The sequence below is a fragment of the Chromatium okenii genome, from assembly GCF_002958735.1.
Taxonomy (GTDB): Bacteria; Pseudomonadota; Gammaproteobacteria; order Chromatiales; family Chromatiaceae; genus Chromatium; species Chromatium okenii_A.
Genome location: NZ_PPGH01000038.1, coordinates 166,140 through 179,781, shown reverse-complemented (window position 1 = coordinate 179,781; position 13,642 = coordinate 166,140). Strand labels below are relative to the sequence as shown.

10 protein-coding genes, 1 tRNA gene and 2 pseudogenes are annotated in these 13,642 nt (G+C 48.9%); 6 read left to right on the top strand and 7 right to left on the bottom strand.

Annotated features, from left to right (window positions below; genetic code table 11):
* Positions 1-12: 12 nt before the first annotated feature.
* From CXB77_RS17985 to CXB77_RS17970, 4 genes are all read right to left on the bottom strand, one after another.
* Positions 13-336 carry a response regulator gene (locus CXB77_RS17985; protein WP_242445853.1) on the bottom strand — a complete coding sequence of 108 codons (324 nt, stop codon included), beginning with the start codon at positions 334-336 and terminating at the stop codon, positions 13-15.
* A 123-nt stretch (positions 337-459) separates the two neighbouring features.
* Positions 460-774, bottom strand: coding sequence for a response regulator (locus CXB77_RS17980; RefSeq protein ID WP_431520767.1), 315 nt, complete (start codon positions 772-774; stop codon positions 460-462).
* A gap of 33 nt (positions 775-807) precedes the next feature.
* The gene (gene mutY, locus CXB77_RS17975) at positions 808-1,956 is read right to left on the bottom strand and encodes an A/G-specific adenine glycosylase (protein WP_242445852.1); all 1,149 of its coding nucleotides are present in this window, start codon (positions 1,954-1,956) and stop codon (positions 808-810) included.
* Positions 1,929-2,002: transfer RNA gene (locus tag CXB77_RS17970), tRNA-Gly, on the bottom strand. Before CXB77_RS17970 ends, mutY begins: the two co-directional genes overlap by 28 nt.
* Before the next feature lie 293 nt (positions 2,003-2,295).
* Between CXB77_RS17970 and glgX the strand changes: the two genes are divergently transcribed.
* The 5 genes from glgX (at position 2,296) to CXB77_RS17945 (ending at position 10,008) form a co-directional block, all read left to right on the top strand.
* Entirely contained in the window at positions 2,296-4,380 is a 2,085-nt protein-coding gene (gene glgX / locus CXB77_RS17965) for a glycogen debranching protein GlgX (protein ID WP_105074952.1), read from the top strand.
* An 84-nt stretch (positions 4,381-4,464) separates the two neighbouring features.
* The gene (gene gnd, locus CXB77_RS17960) at positions 4,465-5,481 is read left to right on the top strand and encodes a phosphogluconate dehydrogenase (NAD(+)-dependent, decarboxylating) (protein ID WP_105074951.1); all 1,017 of its coding nucleotides are present in this window, start codon (positions 4,465-4,467) and stop codon (positions 5,479-5,481) included.
* A 114-nt stretch (positions 5,482-5,595) separates the two neighbouring features.
* Entirely contained in the window at positions 5,596-7,815 is a 2,220-nt protein-coding gene (locus tag CXB77_RS17955; RefSeq protein WP_172452743.1) for a methyl-accepting chemotaxis protein, read from the top strand.
* Positions 7,812-8,426, top strand: coding sequence for a Maf family protein (locus CXB77_RS17950; RefSeq protein WP_105074949.1), 615 nt, complete (start codon positions 7,812-7,814; stop codon positions 8,424-8,426). The genes CXB77_RS17955 and CXB77_RS17950 overlap by 4 nt, the downstream gene beginning before the upstream one ends.
* An 82-nt stretch (positions 8,427-8,508) precedes the next feature.
* Positions 8,509-10,008, top strand: a complete 1,500-nt coding sequence (locus tag CXB77_RS17945; protein ID WP_105074948.1) for a lytic transglycosylase domain-containing protein — start codon at positions 8,509-8,511, stop codon at positions 10,006-10,008.
* A gap of 12 nt (positions 10,009-10,020) precedes the next feature.
* On the opposite strand, the gene CXB77_RS17940 is transcribed toward CXB77_RS17945, so the two are convergent.
* Positions 10,021-10,284 (bottom strand): BPTI/Kunitz domain-containing protein, encoded by a 264-nt coding sequence (locus CXB77_RS17940; RefSeq protein ID WP_105074947.1) that lies wholly within the window; start codon positions 10,282-10,284, stop codon positions 10,021-10,023.
* Positions 10,285-10,428: 144 nt separating this feature from the next.
* Between CXB77_RS17940 and CXB77_RS17935 the strand changes: the two genes are divergently transcribed.
* On the top strand, positions 10,429-11,229 hold the full coding sequence (locus tag CXB77_RS17935) for a metallophosphoesterase (protein ID WP_105074946.1): 801 nt from the start codon (positions 10,429-10,431) through the stop codon (positions 11,227-11,229).
* Positions 11,230-11,290: 61 nt separating this feature from the next.
* On the opposite strand, the pseudogene hflC reads toward CXB77_RS17935, so the two are convergent.
* Both hflC and hflK read right to left on the bottom strand, forming a co-directional pair.
* Positions 11,291-12,168: pseudogene (gene hflC, locus CXB77_RS17930) on the bottom strand (protease modulator HflC).
* Positions 12,169-13,346, bottom strand: a pseudogene (gene hflK / locus CXB77_RS17925) (FtsH protease activity modulator HflK).
* Between the last annotated feature and the right edge of the window lie 296 nt (positions 13,347-13,642).

The window sequence follows — 13,642 nt, the reverse complement described above, 5'->3', positions numbered from 1 at the left end:
AAACATAGCCGCTCACGCCGGCATTCGCTGCATCGCGCACCTGTTGTTTGCTTTGTTCGCAGTCACTAATAGCACAGGCAAACGTTTTAATTCCGGCTTGGCGCGTACTTTTTGCAATACTTCTAAACCCGTCATTCCGGGCATATTCCAATCACAAATCAGAATATCAACGCTATTGTTATTGGCGACGAGATATTGTAACGCATCCTTGCCGTTGCTGGCTTCTACGATATCAATGCAGCCCATTTGATTTAATACTGCTTTAATCACCATGCGCATTGATGCCATATCATCAACCACTAATGCGCGTAACGGTTTATTTTTTCTGGGTTCCATGGTTATTTTATCTCGTCGCTGCGGATTAAAACATCATCGTTGATTAGCGGTTATTCTTGGCAAGACATTCAAGAATATGCGCTTGTAATACACTGAGGGTAAAAGGTTTAGAAACATAAGCGGTTACGCCGCTTTAATTGCATCAGCGACCTGACGTTGACTATATTCGGCAGTGACCATTAACACGGGAAGATCGTTAAGCTGTAATTCCTGCCGCACTGCTTTTAAGACATCTAAACCCGTCATTCCGGGCATATTCCAATCGCAAATTAAAATATCAACGTGACAGGCGCTGAGATATTTAAGTGCCTCGTAACCATCTGATGCTTCAACAGTATCAATATCGCCCATGTGATTCAGTAATGACCGAATGACCATGCGCATCCACGGCATATCATCAACAACCAAGGCTTTTTTGCGTCTATGCCGTGTTTCCATGACTTCAATCCGTAGATGACTAAGTTATGGATTTTAATCAATTCCCGGCGGTGTAAAAGTTAACATCGCCGTCAATAATTTTTGAATGGGCGCTGGTAAACCAATGGTGGCGAGATCGCCATCTGCAAGCCAACGTTGATGTGTTTGATCAATACCCTCATGGTTTACGCCATTCAGTTGCATGATGACCGGCTGAAGATTAAGGCGCAGATGCGTGAGCGTGTGACGGCGCGGGCGCAGTGTTGTCAACTGCTGCGGACGCTCGCCGAAGCGTTCCACACACCAAGCGATTGGATCGCCACTGATTTCCGGCACACTCCACAAGCCGCCCCAAATACCACTCGGCGCTCGCCGCTCCAACAGAATTTCGCCGCGAGAATTACGAATAATCGCCACCATAACAAGGCGTTCTGGTAATGGCTGACGTGGACGCGGTGCTGGTAATTGCTGCTGGCGCTGCTCAATGCGAGCACGGCAGCGAGCGGTCAACGGGCAGCGATCACAGGCTGGAGCGTGGCGCGTACAGACCGTTGCACCCAAATCCATCATCGCTTGAGTGTATGCCGCAACGCACAATGTTGGCGTAAGTTGTGCGGCAAGTGTCCACAATTGCGCTTCCACTGCGGGTTGGCCAGGCCAGCCATCAATGGCAAAACAACGGGTTAGCACTCGTTTAACGTTACCATCCAAAATTGGCTGCGATTGATTGGTTGCAAGTGCAAGGATCGCGCCAGCAGTGGAGCGACCGATGCCGGGCAACGCCTGCAACTGTTTGAGGTCAAGCGGAAATTCGCCCTGATGCTGATCTCGAATGCACTGCGCCGCACGATGAAGATTGCGAGCGCGGGCGTAATAACCCAAACCCGCCCACACCGCCAGCACGGCATCGAGTGGGGCATCCGCCAAAATCTGAACGGTCGGAAATTGCGCGATAAACCGTTGAAAATACGGAATAACCACGCTGACTTGCGTTTGCTGAAGGAGGATTTCCGACACCCAGACACGGTAAGGCGTGGGGTTGTGTTGCCAAGGTAAATGGTGGCGACCGTGCTGATCGAACCAAATCAGGAGCGCAGCAGCAAAATTATTAGGAGAAAAATCAGTCAGAACAAACGCCTTGAGGTGGTGCTGCGGAGAATAATGCGCGGAAAATGTGGAGCGGGTGATGGGAATCGAACCCACGCTATCAGCTTGGGAAGCTGAAGTTCTACCATTGAACTACACCCGCTTTAAGTGATGCAGTGTAGGCACTGCCTAACGCAGTGGCAAGTATTTAGCGCAATGCTGGCGTTATTGTAATAGTGGCTCAACAATCAAACCTGTCTCATAATCACGACATTTACTTTTCCACATAGGAGCAACAGCGCAATGAAATGGTATGGAATCTTATTAGGTGCCATTTTGGGCATTCTGGTTGGTACCGTTATTGGTTATTTGCTCGTCCCCGGCATGTTGAAATAACGCATCATTTCACATCAATAACATTAATCATCGTTTTATTATCATTGGAGAATAGTTGTAATGGGATTACACGGATACCGCGTTCATACCGGTAACTGGGATTATGGCGGAGCAACCGTTGTTTCTGGCGGAGTGAATTTCTGCGTCTTTTCACGCTATACCGAAACGATGGAATTGTTGTTATTCGTTGATGAATACAGCACCGAACCAGATGCAGTGATTCGACTTGATCCTCGTGCAAATCGTACCTTCTTTTTTTGGCATATTTTAATTGAAGGTTTGCCCGACGGTATTTATTACAACTGGCGGGCTGATGGTCACTGTGATACTCGTGAAACAGGTTGTCGTATTGATAATGGAAAAGCCTTACTTGATCCCTGGGCAAAAACAGTCAGTCATCGCTTATGGCAACGTGATTTAGCCTGTTGCCCCGGCAATAACATCGCTACGGCAATGCGAGCGCAAGTTGTCTCTGATCACTATGATTGGGAAGGTGATGAACCACTGTATATTCCGCTCAATAACGCCGTTGTGTATGAAATGCACGTTAACGGTTTTACCCGTCATCATTCATCAGGTGTTACGCATCCCGGTACTTTTTCCGGTGTAATTGAAAAAATCCCTTATTTGCGTGAATTAGGCATTACGCACGTCGAATTGATGCCGGTAATGGCATTTGATCCACAAGATATTCCACCAACCACCGCTGCGCTTGGTTTAGAAAATTACTGGGGTTATAGCACCCATAGTTTTTTTGCCCCGCATCCCGGATTTGCGGTAATACCGAGTTGCGCCCGCGATGAATTCCGCGATTTAGTCAAAGCACTGCATCGCGCCGGAATTGGTGTCATTCTCGATGTCGTATTCAATCACACCGCAGAAGGCGGTGTTGACGGCCCAATTATCAATTTCAAAGCACTCGGCAACGAGATGTTTTATCACCTCGATTTTGACGACCGTCGTCATTATCGAGATTACACCGGCTGCGGGAATACAGTGAATTGCAATCATCCTATGGTGACGCGCTTTTTAGTCGATGCGTTATTGTATTGGGTGCGGCAAATGCACGTTGATGGCTTTCGTTTTGATTTAGCCAGCGCATTGGCGCGTGGTGAAGATGGTAATCCGCAATATCATGCACCCGTATTATGGGCAACAGAACTTTCTCCACGTTTAAGCCGCACCCATCTTATTGCTGAAGCATGGGATGCAGCAGGGTTATATCAGGTCGGCGATTTCCCCGGTTATCGCTGGGCAGAATGGAATGGACGTTATCGTGATGTCATTCGCAGTTTTGTACGCGGTGACGCGGGTTTAATTCCCGAAGTTGCAACACGTTTAGCAGGATCAAGTGATTTATATGAAGGACGCGGACGTTTACCGTTAAATTCAATTAACTTTATCACCTGTCACGATGGTTTTACCTTATGGGATTTAGTCAGTTATAACGATAAACACAATATCGCTAATGGCGAAAATAACCGTGATGGGCACGATTATAATCTCAGTTGGAATTGTGGCTATGAAGGCGCAACCAATGATCCAGCAATTCTCGCGCTGCGGCAACAACAAGCACGTAATTTTATTGCTATTTTAATGCTTAGTCAGGGCGTTCCAATGCTGCTATCTGGCGATGAAGTATTACGCAGCAAGCAAGGTAATAACAATACTTATTGTCAAAACAATGAACTATCTTGGTCAAATTGGACGCAAGTAGAAACGCATCGTGCGATGTTCGATTTTGTTCGCGCCATGATTGCATTGCGCCGCCGTCATCCGACATTAACCCGCAATCGGTTTTTAACTGGAAAACCCGCACTTAATCAGACCATGCCGGATATTGTTTGGCATGGAATCGAATTAAACACTCCGAATTGGGATGATCCACATAATCAGGTGCTTGCGTTTACTTTGGCCGGAATAGCAGCAGATGAGCCGGCATTGCATATCATGTTGAATATGAACGAAAAAATGCTGGCATTTGCGCTGCCAGTAATAAAGGGTTTGCATTGGTATTTAGCAGTGAATACTGCGCACGAACCAAGTGTGATTACGCCTTGTGAACAGCATCTATTCGCCGCAGCACATTTTCATCTCGAAGCGCGAAGTGTGGTGGTTTTAGAAGGACGTATTTCTAATAGATAACGATGAGAAAATCATTGCTTGAATTGTGTGACAGCACATTGACAAACTTATTTTTTATTTACAACTAAAATAGGACGACACGCCATGCAATTAGGAATGATTGGATTAGGTCGAATGGGTGCGAATATGGCACTGCGATTATTACGCGCTGGACATTCCTGCGTTGTTTACGATCATCATCCCGAACCATTGGGCAATTTAGTTGACGCAGGCGCAATTGGTCATACTGAACTGGCAGCGTTTTGTGCAGAATTAAAAACGCCGCGTCATATTTGGTTAATGATTCCGGCAGGTGCAGTTGATAGCATTATTGAAGAATTACTGCCATTACTCACAGATGGCGATACGCTTATTGATGGTGGAAATTCACATTATCGTGATGATTTGATTCGCGCTGAACGGCTTAAAACACACGGCATTCATTATGTCGATTGTGGAACGAGTGGTGGCGTATGGGGATTAGAACGCGGTTATTGTTTAATGATTGGTGGTGAACGCGCTATTATTGAACAACTCAATCCTATTTTTAGCAGTCTTGCGCCGGGTTCCAATGGTATTGAGCGCACACTTGGGCGCAGCGGTGCAATGACTTCAGCCGAACAGGGTTATTTACATTGCGGTCCGAATGGCGCTGGGCACTTTGTTAAAATGATTCATAACGGGATTGAATACGCACTTATGGGCGCTTATGCCGAGGGTTTTAATCTTCTAAAACATGCTGGAATTGGTCGCCAAGATCATGCCACTGATGCCGAAACTACACCGCTCGCGCATCCTGAACATTACCAATATGACTTTGATTTAGCGGAAATTGCTGAATTGTGGCGACGCGGCAGCGTTGTCACTTCATGGTTATTGGATTTGACGGCAAATGCACTGGTCGCCGATTCAACGCTAGCGCATTTTAATGGACAGGTATCGGATTCTGGTGAAGGACGATGGACGTGTTTAGCGGCAATTGAAACCGGCACACCTGCGCCATTATTAACAACTGCGTTGTATGAACGTTTTAATTCTCGCGGGGAAGCTAATTTTGCAAATAAAATCCTTTCGGCGTTGCGTCATCAATTTGGAGGACACAACGAAAAACCAAGTGTTTAACCGCGATCATTCTCAATAAACGCAGACTAATCCCGACTGATGATCGGGATTTTTATTTCGATGTCAATCTAATAACAAAGACAATAGAGAACTTAAATGACAATGCGAAAAAAAATGACCGTATTCTTGGTGTTGATGGTGGTGTTATTGCTGTTTTTAGCCCTGTTTAGCATTAGAAACATGCAGCGACTTTCGGACACTGGTCTTGCTGGGTTGGAATCTATCAAGACTGAAAATTCGTTAACGGCAGCGATTGAAGCAGCACATGTTCATTTCCAAATTCAGGTGCATGAATGGAAAAATATCCTCATTCGCGGTAATGAACAGGATCGTTATCAAAAACATCTTGTGCAATTTAATCGTGAAAACCAGATTGTACAGAGTCAATTAAAAATTGTGATTTATTTGATGCAGCAATTAGGATTGCCAACTGATGATGCGGAATTGCTCAAAACGACTCATTTTAATTTGAATACAAAATACACTGAAGCATTGCAGCAATTCGATCCAATCAATCCGCAAACAGGGAAATCCGTCGATCAATTGGTCAGGGGTATTGATCGCCCGGTATCGGAAGAAATGGAAGCACTTGTTCGTGTTATTGAAACGCATTTTTATCAAGAGATAAAAAAAGAGGTTGATGCAATTACAACCATTACCGATTCTTCGCGCTGGGAGTTTTTGATGGTGGTTGGTTTAGGATTACTCGGCGCAGCGCTATTATCGTGGTGGATGCTGCGCGATTTGATGCGCCAATTGGGCGGCGAACCGAGCTATGCGTCACAAATTGCGCACCGCATTGCCAGAGATGATTTGGAAATGGATATTCAGGTTGTGGGTAAGGCTGAAAACAGCGTGTTAGCCGCAATTAAAATCATGCAGCAGGCGCTCAAAAACCGTATTGCAGCAGAACGTGCAATTGCCGCAGAAAATCTGCGTATTCGCTTTGCACTTGATAATGTCACTATTCCGGTGACGGTTTCTGACGATCAACATGCACTGGTGTATTTTAATCATGCTGGAAAACAATTGTGGCAGAGCATTTGTCAGAATAGCAAGCGCAATCAGTCTGAATGCGATGTGAATAAAATGCTAGGAACGCGCTTATCAAATTACTTTGAAGATGAAGTAACGCGCACCGCGTATCGCACTGAATTCAATGAAGTGCATATGTTTGACACTATTGTAAGTCAGCGTCATTTGCGTGTGACAGTGAGTCCGGTGCATTCAAATACGGGTGTATATGAAGGTCGCGTGACGCAGTGGTTGGATCGCACAACTGAAGTGGCGATTGAACAAAAAATTGCGGCGCTGGTGTTTGCTGCTGCGCAGGGTGATTTAATGCAGCGCGTTACTATTGCGGATAAAGACGGATTTTTTCGGCAATTGGCAGAAGGGTTAAATCAATTGATGATCATTGTTGCCAGTGGCTTAAACGATTTAGCTGAGGTGCTCAATGCTGTGGCAAAAGGCGATTTAACGCGTACTATCACTGCTGAATATGCGGGAGTTTTTGGTCAATTAAAAAATAATACGAATATGACCGTAGAACGATTGCGTGATATTGTGGCGCAGATGAGTGAAACAACAACTATGGTGAATACTGCGGCGCAGGAAATTGCGGCGGGTAATACTAATCTTGCGGCGCGTACCGAAGAGCAAGCCAGTAATTTGCAACAGACTGTGGCGAATATGGAAACGCTTAATGGCGCAGTGTCGCGCAATGCAGATAATGCAATTAAAGCGAATGGCATTACGCGCCATGCGAATGAAATAGTGCAGCAAGGCGGCGATATGGTGCAAAGCGTGGTGGCGACGATGGGCGCGATTCAGATTTCCAGTAATAAAATCGCGGACATCATCAGCGTAATTGACTCAATTGCTTTTCAAACCAATATCTTGGCGCTCAATGCCGCAGTGGAAGCGGCGCGAGCTGGTGAATTGGGACGCGGTTTTGCAGTGGTCGCAGCGGAGGTGCGCAATTTGGCGCAGCGCAGTGCGCAAGCGGCAAAAGAAACGAAGGCGTTGATTGATGACAGTGTGGGGCGAATCAATGAGGGTGTGCATTTGGTGGAAGGCACTGGGCGCACGATGGCGGAATTAGTCAGCAGTTTCCGGCAAGTTGCGACCCTGATTACCGAAATTAGCGATGCCAGCCGTGAGCAATCGGGCGAAATTGCCGAGATGACGCAAGCGGTCGGACAGATGGACGCCATGACGCAGCAAAATGCGGCGCTGGTCGAACAGGCAGCCACTGCGGCGGAAAGTTTGAGCGATCAAGCACAGTCGCTGGCGGAAATCGTCTCGGTGTTTCGTGTGAGGGCAGCGGCATGAGCGCCAGCGTCTCACTTTTACCACCGTCGCAACCGCTGATTTTGGCGTCCACTTCGCCGTATCGCCGCGAGCTGCTGGCGCGACTCGGTTTGGCGTTTACTGCCGTTGCGCCGCAAGTCGATGAAACCCGCCAGTCAAATGAAACGGCGACTGCGTTGGTGCTGCGGCTGGCAGAAGCCAAAGCGCGAGCGGTGGCGGCGCAGTTTCCCGACGCGCTCATCATTGGCTCGGATCAAGTCGCCGTCCTTGATGATGCTGTGCTTGGCAAACCACATGACCGCGACACCGCGATTCGGCAATTGGAAGCTGCCTCTGGGCGCAGCGTGTTGTTTCAAAACGGATTATGTCTGCTCAACGCTGCAACTGGTGAAGCGCAAACGCTGGTGGAGCCATTTCGCGTGCATTTCCGCACCCTGACGCGCCAGCACATTGAACGTTATCTTGACCGCGAGCAACCCTATGATTGTGCGGGAAGTTTCAAATCAGAAGGGTTAGGAATCACGCTGTTTGCGCGGCTGGAAGGCGACGATCCCAACGCGCTCATTGGCTTGCCGTTGATTCGTTTGACCGCGTTATTGGAAGCAGCGAATTGTGATCCACTGGGCGCATAAATGCCGAATTTGGATTGCTCATCCGTAGGTTGTCTAGGATACTTCGCGTTGTTTATCAGATTGTTCAGCGAGGAGTTGCTTCATGCGCCCTGATTATCATCATTCCCGTTTGGCTTGGACATTTCCGATCGCACTGCTGGCGATCACGCTCATTTTGAACGGTTGCTCCGGTTCCGGTGGCAAACGTGACCGCGACGACAGTGACAACGATGTCGGTGCATCTGCAACCTTTCCCGTCCCCACAGAAATTAAAGGCAACGTTGATTTTTGGCGGCATGTTTATGGCGTGTGGAGTCGCGGCGAAGTTGCCATTCACGATGACGAACACATGGGCGTGATTTACGAAGTCGCCAAAATTCCCGGAGCCATTCAAGCGGGCTACAGCGCCAGCCAAAAAGATTGGTTAGATGGGCGTTTGAGCGATTACATCAGTGCGCTGCGTGGTTTAGAGGAACGAATCCGTTCTCGGCAAACGCTCACGTCACGGGATAAAGACTTATTAGAGAAGTTTGAAAATAGCGGCGGAAAAGTGGCGGTTTATGGCGCAGCAGATCGCTTGCGTGCCCAGCGCGGATTACGCGAACGCTTTCGGCGCAGTCTGGAAGTGAGCGGACGCTACGATCAAACCTTCCGCGAAATCATGCAGAGCCACAACGTTCCGGCAGATTTGGCGTATTTGCCACACGTCGAATCGTCATTTCAGATGAATGCAAAATCGAGTGTCGGCGCAAGCGGCGTGTGGCAATTTATGCCAGCAACGGGGCGCATTTATATGACGGTTAACGACAATATCGACGAGCGTTATGACCCGATTCTCGCTGCTGACGGCGCAGCGCGTTATTTGTCACAGGCATATCGGCGTTTGAAAAGTTGGCCGCTGGCGATCACTTCGTACAATCACGGTCAAGGCGGAATGGCAAAAGCCAAAGCGCAGCACGGCGACCAAATCGGAAAAATTGTTAAGAATTACAACGGAAAAGCCTTTGGATTTGCCTCGCGTAACTATTATGCCGAGTTTATTGCTGCCCGCGAAGTTGCGCACAACGCCCAGCGTTATTTCCCGGAAGGCGTGAATTACGAACGTCCGTGGCCCTATGATCGGCTCGTGCTGGCGCACACCATGCCTGCGACCAATCTTGCTCGGTATTACGGCACTTCCACTGCGCAGCTGGCTGATCTCAATTTGCATTGGCGCGATGCAGTGCGCGAAGGTCGCGCCAATTTGCCAGCGGGAAGCACAATCTGGTTGCCGGAAGGTTCAATTCGGCGCGTGGGCAGCCAACCGCCGCCAGTGTCTGCGTCATTGTTAGCCCGCAATCCGTCGCCACCCAAACCCACAACGCCGCGAGTTGCTGCCGTTGCCAACACTCAATCATTGAAAGAACAATCCACAGCGCCAGCACGAATGGTCGCAACTAAGGTGATTCCGAAAACGCGCTATCACGTTGTGCAACCACAGGAAACGCTCTACCGAGTGGCAGCAATTAACGGGCTTTCGGTCAGTGAATTGCGACGACTCAACCAAATGGGCGCTGACGATAACAATATCCAACCGGGGCAAAAGCTGAAGGTCGGCATTTGAATTAGGCTGGCGCTAATGTCCGCTGAGGCAATGATCGCTGCATTCTTTTTGGGTCTGAAAGGGAATTCGACCCTTGCAACCACTATAAATAAAAGGCTTGCAGCGATTATCTCGGTAGTCGTAATAAAAGCGCGTTTCCTTCGCTCGGCATGATCCGGGATTAGGTTTGATTAAACAGTCCACTGGCAGCCCGTTATTGCTGTTCTGCAAAGAATTACCAGCATTGCAACCCGTTAGAATGACTGCAAATAGCACTGGAATCACAAACACACGCATCAGTCGCTCTCCATAGTTCACAAGCGGCAATTTTGCTTTTCTGCTGATGTTCTGTCGATGCGTAGGAATTTAGTTGGCAGTTATCAGCAGGAAACACGATGCTAACTGCCAATCTTTTCTAATTGTGTAGCGCCTAGAATCAACATGTTCGCATTCAATTCAACGCCTTTGCGCGTTTTACAATTAAGCGATCCACATCTCTTCGCAACTCCCGACGGTCGTTTGCTGGGAATTACCACGCGCACCAGCTTTGAAGCGGTGCTGGCGCTGGCTACAGCGACACCAGCAGCTGCGCTGATTTTGACCGGTGATTTGGTGCACGATAATTCAGCGGTTAGTTATGCCGCACTGAGTAATCGGCTTGCAGCGGTCGATTGTCCAACACATTGCCTCGCTGGCAATCACGATCATCCTGAGTTGTTGGCGACGCATTTTGGTGTTGCTGCGATTGCGCCCGTTCAGCAAGTGCGGTTGCCATTGTGGAAGCTGCTGCTGCTCAATTCGCAGGTTGCCGACCACAATCACGGCAGAATTCAGCGCAAACAACTCACTGAATTGACACAATTATTAACCGAAGACACCACGCCAACGCTGATTTTTCTGCATCACCAACCACTGCCCATTCACAGCCGCTGGCTGGACACGCTCGCCGTAGACAATGGCGAGGAGTTGTTGCAGCTCTGCGACCAGCATCCGCAAGTGAAAGCCGTGATTTTTGGGCATGTTCATCAGGAATTTGCGGCGATGCGCGGTGGCTATCAACTGCTCGGCGCACCTGCAACCTGTGTGCAATTTTTGCCCGGCAGTCAGCATTTTGCGGTCGATGACCAACATTTGCCGGGCTATCGTGAGTTGCTGCTGAATGCTGATGGAACGTTGACAAGTCGCGTGATCCGGCTGGCGCATTATCACGAGTTGCCGCTGATGAAAAGCAAGGGATATTAAGCAGATACAAAAACGCCCCGCGTTGCGAGCGGGGCGTGGTTCAGTTCAAACGATGTGCCGGTTATTCACCAGATACTTTGCGGAAAAAGCGGAAAAATTCCGAATCCGGCTGCAACACCAAGATGTCGCTGCCTTTGCCGAAAGTGGTGCGATACGCATTTAGACTGCGATAAAACGCATAAAAACTCGGGTCTTGATTGAACGCAGCCGCGTAAATTTCCGTTGCTTTCGCATCACCTTCACCGCGAATTTGCTCAGATTCTTATAACCGTCAGCAATGGTCACGGTGCGCTGCCGATCTGCATCGGCACGAATCCGCTCTGCTGCTTCTGAACCCTTCGCCCGCAAATCCCGTGCGACTCGCTCGCGTTCGGCACGCATCCGCTGATACACCGATTCACTCACTTCTGGCGGTAAATCAATCTTTTTTACCCGAATATCAATCACTTTAACGCCAAGATCACCAGCGTTGTCATTCACTTCTCGGGTCAGAATTTCCATCAGCGCCAGCCGATCATCCGACACCACTTCTTGAATCGTTCGTTTCCCGAACTCATCACGCAAACTGGTATTGATCCGCTCGGACAGCAGGCGACTGGTGCGGGCGCTGTTACCGCCAGTAGAACGGAAAAACTGCTCCGCATTAGAAATGCGCCATTTCGCGTAGGAATCGACGATCACATCTTTCTTTTCAATCGTCAAAAACCGTTCAGGCTGGGCATCAAGCGTTTGAATACGCCGGTCGAACGTTTTGATTTGATTGAGCAATGGAATTTTGAAATGAAGACCGGGACGGAAATCAACCGACACGATTTCACCCAAACGCAGCTTGATGGCGACTTCGTATTCCTGCACAACAAAGGTAAAGCTGTAAGAAAACAGCGCCAGCGTCACGAGAATGACGGGGATAAATGTTTTTAAGCGATTGGATTGATTCATTTAACGCGCTCTCCGATCACGATCAACCGTGCGTGATGATGGATCGTTGTGCTCCGGCAACATAAGCGTTGTCGTCGCAGCGGGCTCTGGGCGCGACGGCTCAATCACTGGTTGGAGTTTCTGTTGCTTCATCAATTGTTCCACTGGCAAATACAGCAGGCTGTTCGCGCCCTCATGTACATCAAGCAAAATCTTGTTATTACCGCTCAATACCTGCTCCATCGTCTCTAAATACAGCCGCTGGCGCGTGACTTCGGGTGCTTTGGCGTACTGATTCAATACTGCGGTAAAGCGCGACGCCTCACCTTCCGATTCTGCAACGACCCGATCCCGATAGGCTTTGGCATCGGCTAAAATTCGCGCCGCACCGCCGCGAGCTTGTGGAAGCACTTCGTTAGAATAGGCTTCTGCTTGATTTTCTAGCGTTCTTTATCTTCACGCGCTTTGATTGCGTCATCAAAGGCAGCTTTCACTTGATCTGGTGGCTTGGCAGGCTGCATGTTGATCGAAGTCACCACCAGACCAGTTTTGTACTGATCCATCAGCGCCTGAATGCGCTCTTTAATGGTGATTGCCACTGCGCCGCGTCCTTCGGTCATCACATAATCGAGTTTGCTCTGCCCAATCGTCACGCGCACAACGGTCACGGTCGCATCGTTCAAAGTGCGCTCAGGCGATTGATCTTGAAAGAGATAATCCGCTGCATCCTGAATACGCGACTGCACCGTCAATTCAACTTCAACGATGTTTTCGTCCTGCGTCAGCATCGCCGCACGGTGGCTGAAGGTGGAAATTTCATCCACATTCACCTTTGCCACCGACTCAATCGGCAGCGGTAAATGCCAATGCGGTCCGGGTCCAGTGGTGTCAACGTAAGCACCAAACCGCGTGACCACGCCCCGTTCGGCAGGTTCCACGATGTAAATGCCTGAAGCCAGCCACACGACAACAGCGAGACCGAGCACCACACCAATGATGCGCGTGCCGAACTGATCGCCATCATCACCGCCCGAGGAGCTGCGCCGTGAGGGTTTGTTTTCACCGCCGCCAAAGAAACCGGCGATTTGTTCTTGGAGTTTGCGCACGACTTCATCGAGGTCGGGTGGACCTTGGTTATCGCCGCCATTCTTGCCGCCCCAAGGGTCTTGATTACCGCCACCTGGCTCATTCCAAGCCATAGCTGCTCCATTGATTGATTGGTTTGAGGAAATTATTGGGAATTGGATTGTAGGGGACTGACTGGATCACGGCAAACCGATACATTTTTCTTAACTTTCGTTAACTGCGACAACTTGATCCGTAACCGGCATTGTCGGGTGTATCTACCAAGGCACGAAATAAACACTTCGTGCTCTAACTCTTAAGATGTGTTTCAAGTTTTACGCTAACAACTCGTGTTAGCAACCACATACTCGAACTTGTTAAAGAGCTCAATTAACAACGCGGGCTTGGTTATCGCCATAAGGTACACGTT

Bases quoted from the DNA above. Each gene is read 5' to 3' on its own strand.
- CXB77_RS17985 (WP_242445853.1), bottom strand. From the start codon at position 336: ATGGAACCCAGAAAAAATAAACCGTTACGCGCATTAGTGGTTGATGAT.
- CXB77_RS17980 (WP_431520767.1), bottom strand. From the start codon at position 774: ATGGAAACACGGCATAGACGCAAAAAAGCCTTGGTTGTTGATGATATG.
- glgX (WP_105074952.1), top strand. From the start codon at position 2,296: ATGGGATTACACGGATACCGCGTTCATACCGGTAACTGGGATTATGGC.
- gnd (WP_105074951.1), top strand. From the start codon at position 4,465: ATGCAATTAGGAATGATTGGATTAGGTCGAATGGGTGCGAATATGGCA.
- CXB77_RS17955 (WP_172452743.1), top strand. From the start codon at position 5,596: ATGACCGTATTCTTGGTGTTGATGGTGGTGTTATTGCTGTTTTTAGCC.
- CXB77_RS17950 (WP_105074949.1), top strand. From the start codon at position 7,812: ATGAGCGCCAGCGTCTCACTTTTACCACCGTCGCAACCGCTGATTTTG.
- CXB77_RS17945 (WP_105074948.1), top strand. From the start codon at position 8,509: ATGCGCCCTGATTATCATCATTCCCGTTTGGCTTGGACATTTCCGATC.
- CXB77_RS17940 (WP_105074947.1), bottom strand. From the start codon at position 10,284: ATGCGTGTGTTTGTGATTCCAGTGCTATTTGCAGTCATTCTAACGGGT.
- CXB77_RS17935 (WP_105074946.1), top strand. From the start codon at position 10,429: ATGTTCGCATTCAATTCAACGCCTTTGCGCGTTTTACAATTAAGCGAT.